Here is a 22,879-nt window from a genome sequence, read left to right as displayed (position 1 = left end):
GGCGCCCTTTGTCATTCAGCCCGGATCAAGTACTGGCGTGTAACTTCAACCCTAACGCCTTCACCACTTTCAGGATTGTTCCGAACTCGGGGTTTCCTTCACCTGATAGTGCGCGGTAGAGGCTCTCTCGGGACAACCCTGCGTCACGTGCGACCTGAGTCATGCCTCGCGCTCTTGCTATGGTGCCAAGTGCCTTGGCGATAAAAGCCGGGTCATCTCCAGCCTCCTCCATGCAGGCGTCCAGATAGTTAGCCATGTCCTCTTCTGTCTTGAGGTACTCGGCTGAGTCCCAACGAGTGAATTTTTCGGTCATGGGTTTTGCTCCTGCCAGGACTCCGCGATGAGCCTGGCTTGCTTGATGTCTCGGGGTTGGCTGCTCTTGTCTCCGCCGCAAAGGAGGATGACCACTTGCCGACCTTGTTGCATGAAATAGACTCGATATCCGGGGCCATAGTCAATTCTGACTTCGCTGAGCCCTTCACCGATAGCTTTGACATCGCCAAAATTTCCGTCAGCCATACGATCAATTCGCACCTGAATACGCATCCTGGCGCGACTATCAGCCAACTTTAAAAGCCAGCTGGAAAATGTGGAACTTCGAAGAATCTCAGTCATGGCCGAAGTGTAGCCTTTGAGCTACACATACTCCACACTGTTTTCTCTGTAGCAGATGTACGGTGTCTACACTCTTTGAATCAGCGAATGTTCATCGCTACGTCAAGGAGATGACCATGCAAGTGAAAGCCCTGATCGCCGCTGCGCTTTTCGCGCTACTGCCCAGCTCCAGCCACGCCACCAACCTGATGTACATGCCCTTCGAAACCGTGCTGTCGGATGCGATTCGCGCCGGGCGGCTGGATGGCAGTGTGAAATTCTATCTTCTCGGCAATGGGCCGCAGGGGACGCAGCAGTTGTTACGCCGAGGGGTGGTCAGTGATTTGAAGACCAATGGCTTCAACAAGAGTGACCACAACTCCTGCGAGTGGGTGCTGCAGTCGAATCTGATCAAATTGCAGGCCGATGCCAAGCGGGTCGGCGCGAATGCGGTGGTCAATATCGTCAGCTATTACGACCAGCATGTGCGCAAGGATTTGAATACGTACGAGTGCCGGGCGGGGGTATTTGTCACGCGGGTGGCGTTGAAGGGGGATTTGTTCCACGTAGATTAACCTGAAATCACTTTGAAGCCATTGACCGGACACGGATTGATACTGCCGCAGTACGTATACGTTAATTATTCATCTGCTGATAAAAGCAATGCTTATATAGAAATCAACCAAAAAGCGCACAGCAACAAGAAATATATTCTTAAAACCTGTCAAGGTTGACAGGTGCGAAGGGAATCGAACTGTTTTATTTTCATTCTTCGCGAACTCATGCATTACAACCCAGAGAAAGATATCTTACTTTGCCAAAATCTACTGGAGTTCAGTTAAATGACCACAACCATAAAAGACGAAGCAGAACTTAAGAGCATGTTGGTATCATTGATGGTGCAAGCCACTAAAGACGCCAATAGCGCCAATCAAACATTTGAAGAGCAGGCAACATACATCTTCAACGTAAAACCCCGGCAGCAGGATCCGTTTTTTGAAATGCTTCACCGCCCATCCATAAAGGAATACTTATTGACGGCCAAGGTAACCGCCAGTGGCTCTTCGACCCCGATATCTCTCGACAAGTATATCGAGGACTTTCATTTTGGCGACACCCACCCATCTACCATTGACACTGAAAAGGAAGTCATAACCACCCACAATTCAACCACAATGAGGTGCCGGATATTTATAAACCTAAATGTTATTAATAAATATCTGTTAGCTCAATAAAAATCTATTTCGCGGTTCTCGTGAGGTTACCTTGGTCGGCTCACTGAACTTATGTGCCTTCTACTTCGGGCTTCTTCTCGGGCAGGCTTGCTCCCACAGGTGACGTTGATCAAATGGGTGTAAGGCTGCTCGCGAAGGGCCATCAGCCCTCACAAAGGCTCGACCTTACGCGTAAGCAGTTCGACAAACGCCTTGGCCATCGGTGACTTCTGATCCTTGCGCTGCACCAGCCACACCGCAGAAACAGCCTCTGGATCCAGCAATGGTCGATAGACTACGCCGTCGATGCGCATCCGCTGATAGGACGCGGGCAGCACCGAAACCCCCAGCCCCGCTGCGACCAGACCGATAATGGTCATCGCCTCGCCCGCCTCTTGGGCGAAGTGCGGACTGAATCCGGCATCGCGCGCCAGGCTCAGCAATTGCGCATAGAGCCCGCTGCCATAGCTGCGCGGGAAAAACACGAACGGTTCCAGCGCCAGCGCCGAGAGGAAAAGACCTTGGTCGCTGCCCTGGGCCAACGGATGCTTGGAACTGAGCACCGCCACTAACGGCTCGCGCATCAACTCAACCACGCTCAACGAATCCGGCAAGCCCAGCGGGCGCATGATCCCCACCTCGATCGATTGATCGAGCAGGGCATCGGCGACCATGGTGCTGCTCATCTCGCGCAGGTTCAGATGCACCGCCTGAAAGCGTTGACGAAAGGAAAAGATCGCCTGCGGAATCGTCGAGTTGAACGGTGCCGACGAGGTGAAACCAATCTTTAACTCGCCCAATTCACCCAGTTGCGCGCGTCGGGCGACGTCCGCCGCTTTATCCACTTGCGCCAGGACCTGCCGCGCCTCTTCCAGGAAGAGCCGGCCGGCCTCACTCAGTTCGACCCGCCGATTGGTGCGCTCGAACAACCGCGCGCCAACCTCTTGCTCCAGCGCCTGAATCTGCTGACTCAGTGGTGGCTGAGAAATCCCCAGCACCTGTGCCGCACGGCCGAAATGCAGTTCTTCGGCGACGGCGATGAAGTAGCGCAGATGACGCAATTCCATGGAAACCCCATTAGGTCGTTAAAGCTATAAAACAGGTCGAACAATATATTGGATAGAAACATTAGCCAGCTATATGATTTTTTCATTGCCTGCCTGGCCGTGCCCTCCGAGGTCTGAAGTGAAAACTGCTGTCGCGCCCCTTGCCCACGAAGTCCCGCCTGCTGCCGCGGACGATGTCGCCGCCGAGCTACAAGAGATCTACATCGAAAAAGGCACGCCGATGTTCATGCGCACGGTGCTGGCGCTGTTCAGCGGCGGGTTCGCGACGTTTGCCCTGCTCTATTGCGTGCAGCCGATGATGCCGCTGCTGTCCCACGAGTACGGGATCAACGCGGCGCAGAGCAGCCTGATCCTTTCGGTGGCCACCGGCATGCTCGCCATCGGTTTGTTGATCACCGGGCCAATTTCCGATCGGATCGGGCGCAAACCGGTGATGGTGACGGCGCTGTTCGCGGCAGCGCTGTGCACCATGGCCAGTGCAATGATGCCGAGTTGGGAAGGCGTGCTGATCATGCGCGCGCTGATCGGGCTGTCGTTGAGCGGGCTGGCAGCGGTGGCGATGACGTATCTGAGCGAAGAGATCCATCCGCAGCACATTGGTCTGGCGATGGGTTTGTACATCGGCGGCAACGCGATTGGCGGAATGAGCGGGCGCTTGATTACCGGGGTGTTGATCGACTTCGTCAGTTGGCACACGGCGATGCTGGTGATCGGCGGTCTGGCGATGATTGCCGCAGCGGTGTTCTGGAAAATCCTTCCCGAGTCGCGCAACTTCCGTTCACGCTCGCTGCACCCGCGCAGTTTGCTCGACGGCTTCACCATGCACTTTCGCGATGCCGGGCTGCCGCTGCTGTTTCTTGAAGCGTTCGTGCTGATGGGCGCGTTCGTCACGCTGTTCAACTACATCGGTTATCGCTTGCTGGCCGCGCCGTACAACCTCGATCAGGTGTTCGTCGGCTTGCTGTCGGTGGTGTACCTGTCGGGCATCTACAGCTCGGCAAAGATTGGTTCGCTGGCGGACAAACTGGGGCGACGCAAAGTGTTGTGGGCGACCATTGCGCTGATGTTTGCCGGCCTGGCATTGACGATGTTTACGCCACTGTTGCTGGTGATTGTCGGCATGTTGATTTTCACCTTTGGTTTCTTCGGTGCGCACTCGGTGGCGAGTAGCTGGATCGGTCGACGCGCGACCAAGGCCAAGGGCCAGGCGTCGTCGTTGTACCTGTTCAGTTATTACGCCGGGTCGAGTATTGCCGGGACGGCGGGCGGGGTGTTCTGGCATCTCGGCGGCTGGAACGGGATCGGCTTGTTTATCGGCGCGTTGTTGCTGGTGGCGCTGTTGGTGGCGTTGAAGCTGGCGAAGTTGCCGCCACTTGGCGGTGTGAAAGCTTAAAAGCAAAAGATCGCAGCCTTCGGCAGCTCCTACAGGGAAACGCGAATCCCAATGTAGGAGCTGCCGCAGGCTGCGATCTTTTGATCTTGATAAAACGCCCGGCATTTAGCCGGGCGTTTTTTATTGTGTCGCGATCACTCGTGATACTGCGCCGACAGCTCATGCACCGCGCGCAGGAACGCACCGGCATGCTCCGGATCAACCTCAGGCGTGATGCCATGGCCGAGGTTGAACACATGACCGCTGCCCTTGCCGTAGCTCGCCAGAATGCGCCCGACTTCAGTGCGGATCGCTTCCGGTTTTGCGTAGAGTACGGTTGGGTCCATGTTGCCTTGCAAGGCAACCTTGTCACCAACACGGGCGCGGGCGTTGCCGATGTCGCAGGTCCAGTCCAGGCCGAGCGCGTCGGCACCGGCGTCGGCGATGCTTTCCAGCCACAGGCCGCCGTTTTTGGTGAACAGAATCACCGGGACCTTTCGACCGTCGTGCTCGCGGATCAGGCCGCTGACGATTTTCTTCATGTAGGCCAGCGAGAATTCCTGGTACGCCGCCGCCGACAGGTTGCCGCCCCAGGTATCGAAGATCTGCACCGCTTGCGCGCCGGCCATGATCTGGCCGTTGAGGTACGAAGTCACCGATTGCGCCAGTTTATCCAGCAGCAGGTGCATGGCTTGCGGGTTGTCGTAAAGCATCGCTTTGGTCTTGCGGAAGTCCTTCGACGAGCCGCCTTCGACCATGTAGGTCGCCAAGGTCCACGGGCTGCCGGAGAAACCGATCAGCGGCACACGACCGTTGAGCTCGCGACGGATGGTGCTGACCGCGTCCATGACGTAGCCGAGGTCTTTGTGCGGATCAGGGATCGGCAGCGCTTCGATGTCAGCCAGGGTGCTGACGACTTTCTTGAAACGCGGACCTTCACCGGTCTCGAAGTACAGGCCTTGGCCCATGGCATCGGGGATGGTGAGGATGTCGGAAAACAGGATCGCCGCGTCCAGTTGTGGATAGCGGTCAAGCGGTTGCATCGTGACTTCGCAAGCGAATTCCGGATTCATGCACAGGCTCATGAAATCACCGGCCTGGGCGCGGCTGGCGCGGTATTCCGGCAGGTAGCGGCCGGCCTGGCGCATCATCCACACCGGGGTGACGTCAACGGGTTGCTTGAGCAGGGCGCGGAGGAAACGGTCGTTCTTCAGGGCAGTCATGTCGGCATCCGGAAAAAAAGTGCGGGCATTTTCTCAGAGCGCGAGGGAAAAGGCACGGATGCAGGTCAGCCTTTTGTCTATAGGGTCAATTTATTGCGTTGGAATGCAGACTTTGTGACGCCACAAAACACTGTGGGAGCTGGCTTGCCAGCTCCCACAGGTATTGCGGTGCAGCTTAAAACGGGTTTAGACGCCCAGGTAATCGAGGATCCCTTCGGCGGCATTGCGGCCTTCGAAGATCGCCGTCACCACCAGGTCGGAACCGCGCACCATGTCGCCACCGGCGAAGATTTTCGGGTTGCTGGTCTGGTGCTTGTACTGACCTTGCTCAGGCGCAACAACGCGGCCCTGGCTGTCGGTCTGGATCTCGAACTGCTCGAACCAAGGTGCCGGGCTCGGGCGGAAGCCGAAAGCGATAACCACGGCGTCGGCCGGGATGATCTCTTCGGAACCCGGGATCGGCTCTGGGCTGCGACGGCCACGGGCATCCGGTTCGCCTAGACGGGTCTCGACCACCTTCACGCCTTCGACCTTGTCTTCACCGACAATGGCGATCGGCTGGCGGTTGTAGAGGAATTTCACGCCTTCTTCCTTGGCGTTCTTCACCTCTTTGCGCGAGCCGGGCATGTTCGCTTCGTCACGACGATACGCGCAGGTCACCGATTTGGCGCCCTGACGGATCGACGTGCGGTTGCAGTCCATCGCCGTGTCGCCGCCGCCGAGCACCACAACCTTCTTGCCTTTCATGTCGACGAAATCTTCCGGCGACTTTTCAAAGCCCAGGTTGCGATTGACGTTGGCGATCAGGAAGTCCAGTGCGTCATAAACGCCTGGCAGATCCTCACCGGCAAAACCGCCCTTCATGTAGGTGTAGGTGCCCATGCCCATGAACACCGCATCGTATTCGGCGAGCAGTTGTTCCATGGTCACGTCTTTGCCGACTTCAGTGTTCAGACGGAACTCGATGCCCATGCCGGTGAAGACTTCGCGACGATTGCTCAGCACGGTCTTTTCCAGCTTGAACTCGGGGATGCCGAAGGTCAGCAGACCACCGATTTCCGGGTTCTTGTCGAACACCACCGGGGTCACACCGCCGCGTACCAGCACGTCGGCACAACCCAGACCCGCCGGGCCGGCGCCGATGATCGCGACACGTTTGCCGGTCGGTTTGACCTTGGACATGTCCGGGCGCCAGCCCATGGCGAACGCGGTGTCGGTGATGTACTTCTCGACCGAACCGATGGTCACCGCGCCGAAACCGTCGTTAAGGGTGCAGGCACCCTCGCACAGACGATCCTGCGGGCACACCCTGCCGCAGACTTCCGGCAGGGTATTGGTCTGGTGCGACAGTTCGGCGGCCTGAAGGATGTTGCCTTCGGCCACCAATTTGAGCCAGTTGGGAATGAAGTTGTGCACCGGGCACTTCCATTCGCAATACGGGTTGCCACAACCCAGGCAGCGGTGGGCCTGATCGGCCGACTGCTGGGGTTTGAACGGTTCGTAGATTTCCACGAACTCTTTCTTGCGTTGACGCAACAGTTTCTTCTTCGGATCCTTGCGCCCGACATCGATGAACTGGAAGTCGTTATTCAGACGTTCAGCCATTGTTAAAACCTCATCAAACTCTTCAGGCGCATATCACTGCGGGTTGGCACGAGTGCTGGAAAGCAACGACTTCAGGTTGGCAGCCTTAGGCTTGACCAGCCAGAAACGGCGCAGGTAGTCATCGAGGTTTTCGGCGAGTTCACGACCCCACTCGCTGTCGGTTTCCGCGACGTACTCGTTCAGCACGTTTTGCAGGTGGCTGCGATAGGCTTCCATCGCCTCGCCGCTGATCCGCTGGATTTCCACCAGTTCGTGGTTGACCCGGTCAACGAAGGTGTTGTCCTGATCAAGCACATAGGCAAAACCACCGGTCATGCCAGAGCCGAAGTTGTAACCGGTCTTGCCCAGAACGCAGACAAAACCACCGGTCATGTACTCACAGCAGTGATCGCCAGTGCCTTCCACAACCGTGTGGGCACCGGAGTTACGCACGGCGAAACGCTCGCCTGCGGTGCCGGCGGCGAACAGCTTGCCGCCAGTCGCGCCGTACAGGCAGGTGTTGCCGATGATGGCGCTTTCCTGAGTCTTATAAACGCTGCCCTTCGGCGGCACGATGGTCAGTTTGCCACCGGTCATGCCTTTGCCGACGTAGTCGTTGGCGTCGCCTTCGAGGTACATGTTCAGACCGCCGGCATTCCACACGCCGAAGCTCTGACCCGCCGTCCCTTTGAAGCGGAAGGTGATCGGCGCTTTCGCCATGCCCTGGTTGCCGTGCTTGCGCGCGATTTCGCCGGAGATCCGCGCGCCGATCGAACGGTCGCAGTTGCAGATGTCCAGGTCGAATTCGGCACCGCTCATGTCGTTGATCGCCGACGAAGCCATCTCGACCATTTTCTCGGCCAGCAGGCCTTGGTCGAACGGCGGGTTGCGCTCAACACCGCAGAACTGCGGCTTGTCTGCCGGGATGTGATCGCTGCCCAGCAGCGGGGTCAAATCCAGGTGATGCTGCTTGGCGGTCTGGCCTTCGAGGATTTCCAGCAGATCGGTACGACCGATCAGCTCTTCGAGGGAGCGCACGCCGAGCTTGGCCAGCCACTCACGGGTTTCTTCGGCGACGTAGGTGAAGAAATTCACCACCATGTCGACGGTGCCGATGTAGTGATCCTTGCGCAGCTTCTCGTTCTGCGTCGCAACGCCGGTGGCGCAGTTGTTCAGGTGGCAGATACGCAGGTATTTGCAGCCCAGCGCGATCATCGGCGCAGTACCGAAGCCGAAGCTTTCGGCGCCGAGGATTGCAGCCTTGATCACGTCGAGGCCGGTTTTCAGGCCGCCGTCGGTCTGCACCCGGACTTTGCCGCGCAGGTCGTTGCCGCGCAGGGTCTGGTGGGTTTCAGCGAGGCCGAGTTCCCACGGTGCGCCAGCGTATTTGATCGAGGTCAGCGGCGAAGCACCGGTACCACCGTCGTAGCCGGAGATGGTGATCAAGTCCGCATAGGCCTTGGCCACACCGGCGGCGATGGTGCCGACGCCCGCTTCCGCTACCAGCTTCACCGAAACCAGTGCCTTCGGGTTGACCTGTTTAAGGTCAAAGATCAGCTGCGACAAATCTTCGATCGAATAGATATCGTGGTGCGGCGGCGGCGAAATCAGGGTCACGCCCGGCACTGCGTAACGCAGCTTGGCGATCAGCCCGTTGACCTTGCCGCCCGGCAGTTGCCCGCCCTCGCCCGGCTTGGCGCCTTGCGCAACCTTGATCTGCAGCACTTCAGCGTTGACCAGGTATTCCGGGGTTACACCGAAACGGCCAGTGGCAACTTGCTTGATTTTCGAGCTCTTGATGGTGCCGTAACGTGCCGGGTCTTCACCACCTTCACCGGAGTTGGAACGCGCACCGAGGCGGTTCATGGCTTCGGCCAGGGCTTCGTGCGCTTCCGGCGACAAGGCGCCCAGCGAGATACCAGCGGAGTCAAAGCGCTTGAGCACCGATTCCAGCGGCTCGATTTCACTGATGTCCAACGGTTTGTCGAGGGTCTTGACCTTGAACAGGTCGCGAATCATCGACACCGGACGGTTGTCCACCAGCGAGGTGTATTCCTTGAACTTGGCGTAGTCGCCCTGCTGCACGGCGGCTTGCAGGGTGTTGACCACGTCCGGGTTGTAGGCGTGGTATTCGCCACCGTGGACGAACTTCAGCAGACCGCCCTGCTGGATCGGCTTGCGCGGGCTCCAGGCTTCGACGGCGAGTGCTTTCTGCTCGGCTTCGATGTCGACGAAGCGCGCACCCTTGATGCGGCTCGGCACGCCACGGAAGCTCAGGTCGCAGACTTCTTCGGACAGGCCGATGGCCTCGAACAGCTGCGCACCACGGTACGAGGCGATGGTCGAGATGCCCATCTTCGAGAGGATCTTCAGCAGGCCTTTGGTGATGCCTTTGCGGTAGTTCTTGAACACCTCGTAGAGGTCACCCAGCACTTCACCGGTACGGATCAGGTCGCCCAGCACTTCGTAGGCCAGGAACGGATACACCGCCGAGGCACCGAAACCGATCAGCACGGCAAAGTGATGCGGATCACGGGCAGTTGCGGTTTCAACGAGGATGTTGGAATCGCAACGCAGGCCTTTTTCGGTAAGGCGGTGGTGCACCGCGCCGGTCGCCAGCGAGGCGTGGATCGGCAGCTTGCCCGGCGCGATATGGCGGTCGCTCAGAACGATCTGGGTACGCCCGGCGCGCACGGCTTCTTCAGCCTGATCGGCAACGTTGCGGATGGCCGCTTCGAGGCCGACGCTTTCGTCGTAGTTGAGGTCGATGATCTGCCGCTCGAAACCCGGGCGGTCGAGGTTCATCAGCGAGCGCCACTTGGCCGGCGAAATGACCGGCGAGCTGAGGATCACGCGCGAGGCGTGTTCCGGCGACTCCTGGAAGATGTTGCGCTCGGCACCGAGGCAGATTTCCAGCGACATCACGATCGCTTCCCGCAGCGGGTCGATCGGCGGGTTGGTGACCTGCGCGAACTGCTGGCGGAAGTAGTCGTACGGCGTGCGCACACGTTGCGACAGCACGGCCATCGGCGTGTCGTCGCCCATCGAGCCCACGGCTTCGTAGCCTTGCTCGCCGAGCGGACGCAGGACCTGATCGCGCTCTTCGAACGTGACCTGATACATCTTCATGTATTGCTTGAGCTGATCGACGTCGTAGAAGGCTGAACCGTGGTCGTTGTCTTCCATGGTCGCCTGAATGCGCAGGGCATTCTTGCGCAGCCATTGCTTGTACGGATGACGGGATTTCAGACGGTTGTCGATCGCATCGGTGTCGAGGATCTGCCCGGTTTCGGTGTCCACGGCGAAGATCTGGCCAGGACCGACACGGCCCTTGGCGAGCACGTCTTCAGGCTGATAGTTCCACACGCCGATTTCCGAAGCGAGGGTGATGAAGCCGTTTTTGGTGGTGACCCAGCGCGCCGGACGCAGACCGTTACGGTCGAGCAGGCACACTGCGTAACGACCATCGGTCATGACCACGCCGGCCGGGCCGTCCCACGGCTCCATGTGCATCGAGTTGTACTCGTAGAACGCACGCAGATCCGGGTCCATGGTTTCGACGTTCTGCCACGCAGGCGGAATGATCATCCGCACGCCACGGAACAGGTCGATGCCACCGGTGACCATCAGTTCGAGCATGTTGTCCATGCTCGAGGAGTCGGAACCGACACGGTTGACCAGCGGGCCGAGCTCTTCCAGATCCATCAGATCGTTGGTGAACTTGGTCCGACGGGCCTGCGCCCAGTTACGGTTACCGGTGATGGTGTTGATCTCGCCGTTGTGGGCGAGGAAGCGGAATGGCTGAGCCAGCGGCCATTTCGGCAAGGTGTTGGTGGAGAAGCGCTGGTGGAATACGCAGATCGCGGTTTGCAGGCGCTCGTCGCTCAGGTCTGGATAGAACGCGGCCAGATCGGCCGGCATCATCAGGCCTTTATAGATGATGGTCTTGTGCGAAAAGCTGCAGATGTAGTGGTCGGCGTCGACGGCGTTGGATACCGACGAACGACGACGGGCGCTGAACAGCTTCACGGCCATGTCCTGATCGCTCAGGCCTTCGCCGCCGATGTACACCTGCTCGATCTGTGGCAGGCGCTCAAGGGCCAGACGGCCGAGGACGCTGGTGTCGATGGGCACTTTGCGCCAGCCGATCAGCTGCAGGCCTTCGGCAAGGATCTCGCGGTTCATGTTCTCGCGAGCGGCTTCGGCCTTGACCGGATCCTGGTTGAAGAAAACCATGCCCACCGCGTATTGCTTGGGCAGCTCGACGCTGAAGGCTTCCTGGGCAATGGCGCGCAGGAACGCATCAGGTTTTTGAATCAGCAGACCGCAACCGTCACCGGTCTTGCCGTCGGCATTAATCCCACCGCGGTGGGTCATGCAGGTCAGGGCCTCAATGGCCGTTTGCAAAAGGGTATGACTGGGCTCGCCCTGCATATGGGCTATCAGGCCGAAACCGCAGTTATCCTTGAATTCATCTGGTTGGTACAGACCTGCTTTCATAGACACTTTCTCACCAGGCTGCCTCTTTTCGAGGCAAATTTCTTTTCAATTCAACCACTTGCATCCTGCGCCGAACGTACGCCGGCTTAGCGGGGGCAAAAGGGTGGTCATTGTACACAGCGACACAGAGGCTCACAAATTTGACGACGAAATGTCGCAAATTCATGTCGCATTTGTGAAAGGTTTAAAGCGATCTGCTGTGCTAGTCAAAACTTTTTTAATTTTGACCGCAACGACTCAAAGACTACTGTGACGCAGACACCACAAGGCACGCGGTCGCAGGGACGGCGCGCACTTGCAGAAATTTTGAGGTGCTTGGAGAGGCGGCCTGGGTAAGGCCGCCGAATCTTCAGCGAGTTGTTGCCAGTTCCTGTTGGACGCTGGCGACAGTGCGAGGCCAAGGTTTACCAGCCTGAACCTTCGCTGGCAAGGCCTTGATGGCAGAAACGGCTGCATCACGATTGGCGAAGTTGCCGTAGGTGATCACGTAAAGCGGTTTGCCGTTGAGGACTTTCTTGAAATAGCGGTACTCGCCGCCCTGCTCCTTGACGAAGTTTTGCGCGGCCGCTTCAGAGCTGGTGCCGAGGATCTGCACCACATAGTTGCTGGTCGGCTGACCGGAGTACCAACTGCCACCGGCCGCTTTGGCGACGGTCACGGGTTTTTCGGCCGGTTTGGCAGCAGTGGCGGGCTTGGCCGGCGCTGGAGCCGGTTTCGCCGCTGGCGCTGCCGGAGCAGGCTTGGCGGTGGCGACTTGCGTCGGCGCTGGAGTCGGTTTGGCCGCCGGTACCGGCACCGGCGTCGGCGCAGGACCAGCCGGGACACCTGCCGGTGGCGCCGAAGTAGTCACGGTTGGCGGTGTGGCGCTGGAGCCTTCCAGAGGTACGCCGTCGTCGCCTTCGGTGATACCGCCAGCGGCTTCAGCCAACGGTCCGCGCATGACCGGTTGCGAGTTGCCGACCAGCGGCAACGGCATAGGCTGCGTATTGCCGGCGAACTCGACGTTCGGCGCGCCTCCATTGGCACCCTGCCCCAATGGCAACTGTGCCTGTTCATTGGCAGGAGCGCCGGTGGTTGGCGCCTTGTTGCGACCCGGCATCAACCAGGCGGCGGCGACCGCGACCACAACGACGGCGGAAATCGCCAATACGTGTTTCTTCGGCATGTTGAACCCCATACTTGGACGCTTGACCGCAGAGCGGCTGGCAATCATGACTTCGATCAGAGCATCGCGAGCGACCTGGTTGATGTTGCCCGGCCAACCCTCGGCACTTTCGTGAATATCAGAGATCTGATCCGCGGTGAAAAGTTCGACACCCCGGCCGGCACCTTCGAGCCGTTGGTCGAGATATTCGCGAGTCTCTTCTTCGGTGTACGGCTGCAACTCGATGACGTGGAAACGCTCTTCCTCAAGGTGCAAAGCCTCGAGCTGAGCGATCAGCGACGACTCACCGAACAGGAACACATGCGGGCGACCTTCCGGTGCGCCGGCACCCAGCGCCATCAGCGCCTCGAGAGCGGACTCGTCGAGTTGCTCGGCGTCGTCCACCAGCAGATAGACTTCCTGGCCGGTCAGTGCGAGTTGCACCACTTGATCCAGAATCGCGCCAACTTCGGCCTGAGCGACGTTCAGCGCCTGCGCCACCTGACGCAGTACACCCGCCGCATCGCCGGCACCACGGGCGGAAACCACCACGCTCTGCACCGATTGCTTGTTGGTGCTGGCGACCAGCGCCTGACGCAGCAAAGTCTTGCCGCTGCCCTGAGGGCCGGTGACCACCAACAGCAACTGGCTGTAACGCGCCAGATGATGCAGTTGACCCAGCACCGGTTTGCGCTGGGCCGGGAAGAACTTGAAGCCCGGCACGCGTGGTGCGAACGGGTCATGACTTAACTGGAAATGGCCGAGGAACGCCTCGTCGGCATGCAAACTAGTCATCGGAATCTTATTAACCTTTAAGCTGAGCCAGGGCGCGGTAATCCGCTCCCAGCGTGGCCTGTAGAACCTCTTTCGGATAATCGTCGGTCACTACTGCTTCGCCCATCCGGCGCAGCAGCACCAGGCGCAGACGACCGTCGATCACTTTTTTGTCGATTGCCATGTGTTGAAGAAAATCAGCCTCGGTCATTTCAGTCGGCGGCACCACCGGCAGACCGGCGCGCTGGAACAGGCGGATACCGCGATCACGCTCCTCATCACTGATCCAGCCCTGACGCGCAGACATCTCCAGCGCCATCACCGTGCCAGCTGCGACCGCTTCCCCATGCAACCAGACACCATAGCCCATGTGAGTCTCGATGGCGTGGCCGAAGGTGTGGCCGAGGTTGAGCGTGGCGCGTACACCGGTTTCCTTCTCATCGGCGCCAACCACCGCTGCCTTGGCTGCGCAAGAACGCTCGATCGCATAAGTCAGGGCTTTCTGGTCCAGCGCGCGCAGGGCATCGACATTGTCTTCGAGCCAGGTCAGGAACGGCTCGTCGCAGATCAGACCGTACTTGATGACTTCAGCCAGGCCGGCGGACAGCTCACGCTCTGGCAGGGTTTTCAGGGATGCCGTATCGATCAGCACCACGTTCGGCTGGTAGAACGCGCCGACCATGTTCTTGCCCAGCGGATGGTTGATGCCGGTCTTGCCGCCCACCGACGAATCGACCTGGGACAGCAAGGTGGTAGGAATCTGGATGAAGTCGACGCCGCGCTGATAGCAGGCAGCGGCGAAACCGGCCATGTCGCCGATCACACCGCCGCCCAGGGCGATCACGGTGGTGCGGCGGTCATGACGGGCGGTCAGCAGGCCGTCGAAGATCAGTTGCAGGGTTTCCCAGTTCTTGAAGGCTTCGCCGTCCGGCAACACCACAGAAATCACCGAGAACTGCGTCAGGCTGCGGGTCAGACGTTCAAGATAGAGCGGCGCAACGGTCTCGTTGGAGATGATTGCCACCTGCCGCCCATGGATATGCGGCGCCAGCAGTTCGGGCTGATCCAACAAACCTTCGCCAATATGAATCGGGTAGCTGCGCTCGCCTAGATCGACCTTGAGTGTCTGCATGTGTCCCCACAGTGAAGATGGAAGCAGGCGTCCTGCCCTGAATTATTGGTTGTCTGCGGCCTGTAACGGGTATGACGCCGCTCGCACGCCATCCGCCACAACCTCGGCGGGCTATGACAGGACGCCGAGGATAGCGCATTTCGAGCGATGCTTTAACGGGGAGGAAGTTGCGCCAGGCGATCGAGAATGTCGAGCACCACCATGCGTGGCGGCCGTTCGTCGGTTTCCACCACCAGATCGGCGATTTCCCGATAGAGCGGATCGCGGATCGCCAGCAGGTCACGCAGGGTTTTTTCCGGGTTGGCGGTACGCAGCAACGGCCGGTTGCGGTCGCGCGACGTGCGGCCGACCTGCTGCTCCACGGAGGCGTGCAGATACACCACTCGCCCACCCTCATGCAGGGCCTTGCGATTGGCATCACGCATCACCGCGCCACCGCCGGTCGCCAACACCACACCATCAAACGCGCACAGTTCGGCGATCATCGCCTGCTCACGGTCACGAAAGCCGGGTTCGCCTTCCTTGTCGAAGATCCACGGGATATTGGCGCCCGTGCGCAGTTCAATTTCCTTGTCGGAATCTTTGAACGGCAGGCGCAGCTCTTTGGCCAGCAACCGGCCGATGGTGCTTTTTCCAGCGCCCATCGGTCCTACAAGAATCAAATTTCGCACAGAATCAACGACTCACAGCAATCGCCTGGTTATTCATGATACGTGGTGTGAGAAATACCAGCAGCTCGGATTTTTTCTCCGAAACCACATCACGCCGGAAAAGGCGGCCAAGATACGGCACATCGCCAAGAAATGGCACCTTATCTACGACCTTGCTTTGAGTATTTGAGAAAACGCCCCCAATCACGATGGTTTCGCCGTCATTGACCAGCACCTTGGCGTTGACCTCGTTTTTCTTGATCGGCGGTACATCCTGCACTTTGTTCAAGTAATCCGGTTCGTCCTTGGTGACCTTGACCTCCATGATGATGCGGTTGTCGGGGGTTATCTGCGGGGTGACTTCCAGTGACAGCGAGGCCTCCTTGAACGACACCGACGTCGCGCCGCTGGAACTGGCTTCCTGATACGGAATCTCGGTGCCTTTGAGGATTTTTGCGGTCTCCTTGTCGGAGGTAACCACCTTCGGCTGCGAGACGATTTCACCGTTGCCGGTCTTCTCCATCGCGGTCAGCTCGAGATCGAGCAGCACGTTATCGGTGATGAAGGCGATGCCGATCCCTGAGGTATTGCCCACCGTACCCATGTCGACGAACGGCGAGTTGGTGCTGGTGCTGCCCGGCGTACCGATGGTGGTCGATGTGCCGTTGCTCACACCCGAGGTGTTCCAGTTGCCCTTGTTCTGGATCGACCCGCCCCAGCGTACGCCCAGGCTTTTGTCGTAATCGACGTTGGCCTCGACAATCCGTGCCTCGATCATCACCTGACGCACCGGAATATCCAGTTGCGCCACGATCCGCCGCAGTTCGTCGAGGCGATCCTGAGTCTGGTAGGCAATGATGTTGTTGGTCCGCTCATCGACGGTAATCGAACCGCGTTCGTCGATTTTTGCTTCGGCGCTGGTCACCGACTGAAACAGCTTGGCGATGTCCGCCGCCTTGGCGTAGTTCACTTGCAGCAGTTCGCGGCGCAACGGCGCCAGTTCGGCGATCTGCTTCTGCGACTCCAGTTCCTGACGCTCGCGGGCAGCGATTTCGTCGGCCGGAGCCACCAGCAGCACATTGCCGATCTTGCGTTTATCCAGGCCCTTGGTTTTCAACACCAGATCCAGGGCCTGATCCCATGGCACATTTTGCAGACGCAAGGTGATGCCACCCTGCACCGTGTCGCTGGCAACCAGATTGAGGTTGGTGAAGTCGGCGATCAGTTGCAGTACCGAGCGCACATCAATGTCCTGGAAGTTCAGCGAGAGCTTTTCACCAACGTACGCCTGGCGGTCAGCGTTACGCTTTTGCAGGTCATCGACAGTCATCGGGCGGATGCTGACGGTCAGTTTGTTGTCGGTCTGGAAGGTGGAGTACTCATAGGTGCCACTGGGTTCAACCGTAATAACCGTGCGATCAGCGGTTACCCCGGCATTGACGAATTGCACCGGGGTGGCGAAATCCTTGACGTCGAGGCGTACCCGCAGCTTGTCCGGCAACTGCGTGCGCGCGAAGCTGAGGATGATCTTGCCGTCATGCTCCTGGATATCCGGGGCTATGGTCGGATCGGACAGATCGATGACGACATTGCCTTCACCTGCCGTTCCACGCTGGAAGTCCACACCGCGAATCGCCCGGCTTTTCGGCACAAATGCCTTGGCGGGCGCAGCCGCTTTCGCGGTAGCGCGCGGTGCAGCGGCAACAGAACGCGGCGCGATGGCCGGTGCGCCCTGACCGACCACCACGAACAGATTATTGCCCTCAACCCGCGTGGTGTACGGTACCAGTTGCGTCAGGCTGACAATCAGCCGCGTGCGCTCCTTGGCCTCAACCACCGTGGCCGTGCGTGCATTGCCGCTGCCCAGATCAAGGCTCTTGCTGGCCAACTGACTGGCGACGCCGGGCAGATCCAGGGCAATCCGCGCTGGTGATTCGGTGGTGTAGCCCTTGGGTTGTGGTGGTGGGCCGTCGAACGACAACTTCAGCTCGATGCGATCACCCGGCAACGCCGCCACGTCCAGCGTCTTCAGATTGGCCGCGAGTACCATCGGCGACATCAGCGCTATCCATAGCGAAAAACCGAGGGTGGAGAAAATCCTGTTCATTATTCGACTTCCACTATGAGTGCTCTTTCAAAGGAATGGTGCGCGGACGCTCCAGCCAGGCGCCTTCGCCGTCGGGCACGATCTCGACCACATCGACCTGGGTGGCGCTGATGGCAACGATGCGACCGTCGTTGCGCCCCAGGTAATCGCCGACCTTCAAGCGATGCACACCGCCAGCGCCGCGCAACAACGCGAAGGAGCCGGAAGCATTGGCAATCGTGCCGACCATCTCGAACTGCTCGATGTTGAAACCTTCGAGGTATTGCTTGACCCGGTTGGGGTCGGGTTTGACATTGCGCGAGCCGTGCTTCTGCCCGGCCAGATCGACGCGCACCTGGCGCGAGAACGGACTGCGCAAGTTGGCAGCGCTGTAAGTGAATGTTGGGTAAGACCGGAATGTCGGGGTTGGTTCAATCCTGCCTGCCGGGCGCAGGCGCACTTCGTTCATATAGGCGTCGAGATCACTGAAGTCATCGCTGCCACCACAACCGTTCAGCGCGAGCAGCGTCATCGACAACGCGATGTAACGAATCGGGCTCATTTCTGCAGCCCCTTGTCGTTATAGCGATAGGTCTTGGCAAGGATGCTCATGCGCAGCTTCGGCCCGCCCTCTTTATCGGCAGGAGCGAGTTCGAAATCATGCAAGGTGACAATGCGCGGCAGCCCGGCCACGCCACTGACGAAAGTGGCCAGGTCGTGATAGGCGCCGGTGACGGTGATCTGGATCGGCAGCTCGATATAAAACTGCTGAGTGACCTCCGGCAGCAGCTTGATCTCTTCGAACTCCAGGCCACTGCCCAGACCGGTGCGGGTGATGTCTTCGAGCAGTCCCGGCACTTCGGTGTCACTGGGCAATTGGCGCAACAACACGCCGAAGGTGTTTTCCATCTCCTTCATTTGCTGGGTGTACAGCTCAAGGTTGGCTGACAGGCGCGCCTTGCTGGCGAACTGTTCCTTGAGCGTGGCTTCTTCCTCGCGCTTGGCCTCCAGCTGGTTTTCCAGGTCACTGATGAAAAAGTTATAGCCAAGCGCCAGGACCAACACCATCAACAGCGCCCCGGCGATGGCTTTCACTGCCGCCGGCCATGAGCCGATGTTGCTGGTATCAAGATCGTTGAAATCGATGTCGCGCAGACTTTCCAGCCACTCGGACGGCTTCATTGCTCGTCCTCCACGGTGCGGGGCTGGCTCTGTCGTACCGTCAGCTCAAAGGTGTTGGCCTGATCCACCTGGCCTGCAGTCGTCGCCTTCACCTCGTTGAGGCTCGGTGCGTCGAACCAGTCCGAAGCCTCCAGATTGCGCATCAGGTCCGAGACCCGGTTGTTCGATTCCGCAGCGCCACTGATCGACAGGGTTTTGCCGACCATCTTTACATCGGTGAAATACACCCCGTCCGGCAGCGTGCGCGCCAGTTGATCGAAGATTCGCCCGCTGATCTGCCGGTTGCCCTGCAAGTCCTGAATGATGCGCATGCGCTCGACCAGTTGCTGGCGACGGGCCTTGAGATCGCTGATCTGTTTGATCCGTTCGTCGACCACGGCGATCTGCTTGCCGATGTAGTCGTTGCGCCCCACTTGCCGCTCGATGGCGGCACTGATGATTTGATCGGCAATCAGCACTGCGCCGACCGAGCCGACCACCACGCCGATCAAGGCCAGCAGAAAGCGTTTGCGCCGCTCTTCGCGACGTTCTTCGCGCCACGGAAGGAGGTTGATCCGCGCCATCAGTCAAAACTCCTGAGCGCGAGCCCGCAGGCGATCATCAGCGCCGGCGCATCACTGGCCAGCGCACCGGCATTGACCTTGCTGCTCAAGGCCATGCTGGCGAACGGGTTGGCCACTTGCGTCGGCGTACTCAGGCGCTGCTCGATCAAACGATCAAGTCCCGGCACCGACGCCGTGCCGCCGGCCAGCAGAATGTGATCGACCGCGTTGTACTGCCCGGAAGCGAAGAAAAACTGCAAGGAGCGCGACACCTGTTGCACCAGCGCCTCACGAAACGGCTGCAAGACCTCGCTGATGTAATCATCGGGCAGACCGCCCTGCTTTTTCGCCAGCCCCGCTTGTTCGAGGGTCAGGCCATAGCGGCGCTGGATTTCCTCGGTCAGTTGCCGGCCGCCGAACAATTGCTCGCGGGTATAGATGATCTTGCCGTTGTGCAGGACGCTGAGGGTGGTCATGGTCGCGCCGATATCGACCACCGCGACGGTGAGGCGCTCCTGAGAAGCCGCCAGTTGCGTGGCGAGCAAGCCGAACGAGCGCTCCAGGGCATAGGCCTCGACATCGACCACCCGTGCCGTCAGCCCGGCGAGGGCCAACGCCGCTTCGCGGACTTCGACGTTTTCCTTGCGACAAGCGGCCAGCAGCACGTTGACCCGCTCAGGGTTGCGCGGCGACACGCCCTGGACTTCGAAATCGATGGCAACTTCGTCCAGTGGATAGGGAATGTACTGGTCGGCTTCGATCTTCAGCTGGTTTTCCAGCTCGTCGTCGGACAGCCCGGCGTCCATCTCGATGATCTTGGTGATCACGGCGGAACCGGCCACCGCGACGGCCACGCTCTTGAGCCCGGTGCGCGCCTTGACCAGCACACGGCTCAGGGCCTGACCAACGCCTTCAAGTTCAGCGATGTTCTTTTCGACCACGGCATTGACCGGCAATGGCTCTACCGCATACGCCTCGACCCGGTAGCGATCACCCTGACGGCTCAGTTCCAGCAGCTTCACTGACGTGGAACTGATGTCGATCCCCAGTAACGTATTGGCCTTTTTATTGAAGAGTCCCAGCACTACCAATTCCCTATGACTTTCCGTGAGTTACGGACTCTGTAATACGCATTGCGTTCCTTCACCCCGTCTTGACAGAAGCGCAAATGACGCCCCCAGCAGAAAAGTGCTTATAATGCCCAGCGTTTTTTTCCGCTTTTTACTGCAAGCGCGGATGGTTCTGTGTGTAGCCGGAGCCCCGTCGCCAAATTCATTCTTTGCCCTGGATGTCCAAAAGCCTTGATTCGTCTGCTGAAATTTTTCGGTTGGTCCATCGTCGCCGTTTTCTGCGGACTGCTTTTAGGTCTCAGCGGCGCGTTTCTTTACCTTAGTCCGGGTTTGCCGTCTGTGGAGGCCCTGCGAAGCATTCAGTTGCAGATTCCGCTGCGGGTCTACAGCAGCGACAACAAGTTGATCGCAGAATTTGGCGAAATGCGCCGTACACCGATCCGTTTCGCCGACATTCCCCCCAATTTCATTAATGCGTTACTAAGTGCTGAAGACGACAATTTTGCCAACCACTATGGTGTCGATCCGAGCAGCCTGATGCGCGCCGCGACCCAACTGGTCAAAAGCGGGCACATTCAGTCTGGCGGTAGCACCATCACCATGCAGGTGGCGAAGAACTTCTTCCTGACCAGCGAACGCAGCTTCTCGCGCAAAACCACGGAAATTCTTCTGGCGCTGCAGATCGAGCGGCAGCTGACCAAGGATGAAATCCTTGAGCTGTACGTGAACAAGATCTATCTGGGCAACCGCGCCTATGGCATCGAAGCAGCGGCGCAGGTGTATTACGGCAAGTCGATCCGAGATGTCAGTCTGGCGCAGATGGCGATGATCGCCGGCCTGCCGAAGGCGCCGTCGCGCTTCAACCCGCTGGCCAACCCGGCGCGCAGCAAAGAGCGCCGCGACTGGATCCTCGGGCGCATGTACAAGCTCGGCAAGATCAGCGAAGCGGACTACACCGCGGCGATCAACGAGCCGCTGAACGCCAGCTATCACGTGCCGACCCCGGAAGTGAACGCACCGTACATCGCTGAAATGGCCCGCGCCGAAATGGTCGGCCGTTATGGCAGCGACGCTTACACCGAAGGTTTCCGCGTCACCACCACGGTGCCGAGCAACCTGCAGGAAATGGCCAACACCGCGCTGCACGAAGGTTTGATGACCTACGACCAGCGTCACGGTTACCGCGGCCCCGAGTCGCGCCTGCCGGGCAAGACACGCGAAGCGTGGGCCAGCGAACTGACCAAGCAGCGCACCATCAGCAGCCTGGAGCCGGTCATCGTCACCCAGGTCGACAAGAACGGCCTGCAAGTGCTGACCCGCACCGGCGAAGAACACGTCGCCTGGGACACCATGAAATGGGCGCGACCGTTCCTCAACACCAACAGCATGGGCGCCAATCCGCGCCAGCCGTCGGATGTGGCGCAGGTCGGCGATCTGGTTCGCGTGCAGCGTCAGAAAGACAATTCGCTGAAGTTCAGCCAGATTCCGCAGGCACAAGGTGCGCTGGTGTCGCTGGATCCGCAGAACGGTGCGATTCGCTCGCTGGTCGGCGGTTTTGCCTTCGAGCAGAGCAACTACAACCGCGCGATGCAGGCCAAGCGTCAGCCGGGCTCGAGCTTCAAGCCGTTCGTCTACAGCGCTGCGCTGGATAGCGGCTACACCGCCGCCACGCTGGTCAACGACGCGCCGATCGTGTTCGTCGACGAGTACCTGGACAAGGTCTGGCGTCCGAAGAACGACACCAACACCTTCCTCGGCCCGATCCGCTTGCGCGAGGCGCTGTACAAGTCGCGTAACCTGGTGTCTATCCGCTTGCTGCAGGCGATGGGCGTAGGCAAGACCATCGACTACATCACCCGTTTCGGCTTCAACAAGCAGGATCTGCCGCCCAACCTGTCGCTGGCGCTGGGCACTGCAACGCTGACGCCGATGGAAATTGCGACCGGTTGGAGTACGTTCGCCAACGGCGGCTACAAGATCACCCCGTACATCATCGACAAGATCGAAAGCCGTAACGGCGACACGCTGTTTCTCGCCAACCCGCCAACCGTGCCTCAGGGCGGTTCGGCGACGGACGGTTTCGCCGCGCCGGATACTCAATCGTTCACGGTCAATGCCGCGCCGGTTCCGGGCGAAGCCCCGGGCAACGCAGCTGTGCCACAAGCACCCGCCGTCGCGGAACGTATCGTCGATGGGCGCACCACGTACATCCTCAACAGCATGCTGCAGGACGTGATCAAGCTCGGCACCGGCCGTCGCGCACTGGCCATGGGCCGCAGCGATATCGCCGGTAAAACCGGTACTACCAACGAATCGAAAGATGCCTGGTTCTCCGGTTACAACGCCGATTACGTCACCACCGTGTGGACCGGTTTCGACCAGCCAGAAAGCCTCGGTCGTCGTGAATTCGGCGGCACCGTGGCGCTGCCGATCTGGATGAACTACATGTCAGCTGCGCTGAAGGACAAGCCGCCGCACGTGCAGCCTGAGCCGGAGGGCATCCTCAGCCTGCGGGTGGACCCGGTCAGCGGCCGTGCGGCGACACCGAGCACGCCGGGCGCGTATTTCGAACTGTTCAAGTCTGAGGACACACCGCCGTCGGTGAACGAGCTGGGTAATGGCGCCGTACCGGGCAGCCCGCTGCCGGCGGATGAGCAGGCGCCGATCGATTTGTTCTGATCCAGCGCCATTGAAAAGCCCCGCCTTCGTGAGAAGTGCGGGGCTTTTTTATGGCTGAAGATCAAG

At 59.4% G+C, this 22,879-nt stretch carries 18 protein-coding genes; 4 read left to right on the top strand and 14 right to left on the bottom strand.

Annotated elements, in window-relative coordinates; genetic code table 11:
• Nucleotides 1-25: 25 nt before the first annotated feature.
• Nucleotides 26-313, bottom strand: a complete 288-nt coding sequence (locus tag M9827_RS00620) for an addiction module antidote protein (protein ID WP_038360089.1) — start codon at nucleotides 311-313, stop codon at nucleotides 26-28.
• Complete coding sequence (locus M9827_RS00615) at nucleotides 310-615, bottom strand: type II toxin-antitoxin system RelE/ParE family toxin (RefSeq protein ID WP_038360087.1); 306 nt, start codon at nucleotides 613-615, stop codon at nucleotides 310-312. The genes M9827_RS00620 and M9827_RS00615 overlap by 4 nt, the downstream gene beginning before the upstream one ends.
• Nucleotides 616-731: 116 nt before the next feature.
• On the opposite strand from M9827_RS00615, the gene M9827_RS00610 reads away from it, so the two are divergent.
• Together M9827_RS00610 and M9827_RS00605 are read left to right on the top strand one after the other, a co-directional pair.
• Nucleotides 732-1,169 (top strand): excinuclease, encoded by a 438-nt coding sequence (locus M9827_RS00610; RefSeq protein WP_250602846.1) that lies wholly within the window; start codon nucleotides 732-734, stop codon nucleotides 1,167-1,169.
• A 267-nt stretch (nucleotides 1,170-1,436) separates the two neighbouring features.
• Nucleotides 1,437-1,829, top strand: a complete 393-nt coding sequence (locus tag M9827_RS00605) for a hypothetical protein (RefSeq protein ID WP_250602845.1) — start codon at nucleotides 1,437-1,439, stop codon at nucleotides 1,827-1,829.
• A gap of 149 nt (nucleotides 1,830-1,978) precedes the next feature.
• Here the strand turns inward: M9827_RS00605 and M9827_RS00600 are convergent, their stop codons facing one another.
• Nucleotides 1,979-2,875, bottom strand: coding sequence for a LysR family transcriptional regulator (locus tag M9827_RS00600; RefSeq protein WP_250602844.1), 897 nt, complete (start codon nucleotides 2,873-2,875; stop codon nucleotides 1,979-1,981).
• Between the two features lie 118 nt (nucleotides 2,876-2,993).
• Between M9827_RS00600 and M9827_RS00595 the strand changes: the two genes are divergently transcribed.
• Nucleotides 2,994-4,268: an MFS transporter gene (locus tag M9827_RS00595; protein WP_250602843.1), complete on the top strand. Its 1,275-nt coding sequence runs from the start codon at nucleotides 2,994-2,996 to the stop codon at nucleotides 4,266-4,268.
• A 134-nt stretch (nucleotides 4,269-4,402) separates the two neighbouring features.
• Here M9827_RS00595 and hemE read toward each other — a convergent pair whose 3' ends face one another.
• The 11 genes from hemE to M9827_RS00540 form a co-directional block, all read right to left on the bottom strand.
• The gene (hemE, locus tag M9827_RS00590) at nucleotides 4,403-5,470 is read right to left on the bottom strand and encodes a uroporphyrinogen decarboxylase (RefSeq protein WP_016983859.1); all 1,068 of its coding nucleotides are present in this window, start codon (nucleotides 5,468-5,470) and stop codon (nucleotides 4,403-4,405) included.
• 186 nt (nucleotides 5,471-5,656) lie between these two features.
• Nucleotides 5,657-7,075 carry a glutamate synthase small subunit GltD family protein gene (locus M9827_RS00585; protein WP_007909438.1) on the bottom strand — a complete coding sequence of 473 codons (1,419 nt, stop codon included), beginning with the start codon at nucleotides 7,073-7,075 and terminating at the stop codon, nucleotides 5,657-5,659.
• Between the two features lie 33 nt (nucleotides 7,076-7,108).
• Nucleotides 7,109-11,554, bottom strand: coding sequence for a glutamate synthase large subunit (gene gltB, locus M9827_RS00580; protein ID WP_250602842.1), 4,446 nt, complete (start codon nucleotides 11,552-11,554; stop codon nucleotides 7,109-7,111).
• A gap of 349 nt (nucleotides 11,555-11,903) precedes the next feature.
• Nucleotides 11,904-13,493, bottom strand: a complete 1,590-nt coding sequence (locus M9827_RS00575) for an AAA family ATPase (RefSeq protein WP_250602841.1) — start codon at nucleotides 13,491-13,493, stop codon at nucleotides 11,904-11,906.
• 10 nt (nucleotides 13,494-13,503) lie between these two features.
• Nucleotides 13,504-14,604, bottom strand: coding sequence for a 3-dehydroquinate synthase (gene aroB / locus M9827_RS00570; protein WP_250602840.1), 1,101 nt, complete (start codon nucleotides 14,602-14,604; stop codon nucleotides 13,504-13,506).
• 152 nt (nucleotides 14,605-14,756) lie between these two features.
• Nucleotides 14,757-15,275: a shikimate kinase AroK gene (gene aroK / locus M9827_RS00565; protein ID WP_011332081.1), complete on the bottom strand. Its 519-nt coding sequence runs from the start codon at nucleotides 15,273-15,275 to the stop codon at nucleotides 14,757-14,759.
• 4 nt (nucleotides 15,276-15,279) lie between these two features.
• Nucleotides 15,280-17,361, bottom strand: a complete 2,082-nt coding sequence (locus tag M9827_RS00560; RefSeq protein WP_250602839.1) for a type IV pilus secretin PilQ — start codon at nucleotides 17,359-17,361, stop codon at nucleotides 15,280-15,282.
• A gap of 13 nt (nucleotides 17,362-17,374) precedes the next feature.
• Complete coding sequence (locus M9827_RS00555) at nucleotides 17,375-17,902, bottom strand: pilus assembly protein PilP (protein WP_250602838.1); 528 nt, start codon at nucleotides 17,900-17,902, stop codon at nucleotides 17,375-17,377.
• The gene (pilO, locus tag M9827_RS00550; RefSeq protein ID WP_099757776.1) at nucleotides 17,899-18,522 is read right to left on the bottom strand and encodes a type 4a pilus biogenesis protein PilO; all 624 of its coding nucleotides are present in this window, start codon (nucleotides 18,520-18,522) and stop codon (nucleotides 17,899-17,901) included. The genes M9827_RS00555 and pilO overlap by 4 nt, the downstream gene beginning before the upstream one ends.
• Nucleotides 18,519-19,085 (bottom strand): PilN domain-containing protein, encoded by a 567-nt coding sequence (locus M9827_RS00545; RefSeq protein ID WP_250602837.1) that lies wholly within the window; start codon nucleotides 19,083-19,085, stop codon nucleotides 18,519-18,521. Before M9827_RS00545 ends, pilO begins: the two co-directional genes overlap by 4 nt.
• Nucleotides 19,085-20,149, bottom strand: a complete 1,065-nt coding sequence (locus M9827_RS00540; RefSeq protein ID WP_250602836.1) for a pilus assembly protein PilM — start codon at nucleotides 20,147-20,149, stop codon at nucleotides 19,085-19,087. The genes M9827_RS00545 and M9827_RS00540 overlap by 1 nt, the downstream gene beginning before the upstream one ends.
• A gap of 219 nt (nucleotides 20,150-20,368) precedes the next feature.
• Between M9827_RS00540 and M9827_RS00535 the strand changes: the two genes are divergently transcribed.
• Complete coding sequence (locus M9827_RS00535; protein ID WP_502943389.1) at nucleotides 20,369-22,813, top strand: penicillin-binding protein 1A; 2,445 nt, start codon at nucleotides 20,369-20,371, stop codon at nucleotides 22,811-22,813.
• Nucleotides 22,814-22,879 lie beyond the last annotated feature (66 nt).

This window comes from Pseudomonas sp. AKS31 (assembly GCF_023634765.1).
Lineage (GTDB): Bacteria > Pseudomonadota > Gammaproteobacteria > Pseudomonadales > Pseudomonadaceae > Aquipseudomonas.
This window is presented reverse-complemented; position numbering and strand designations above follow the sequence as displayed.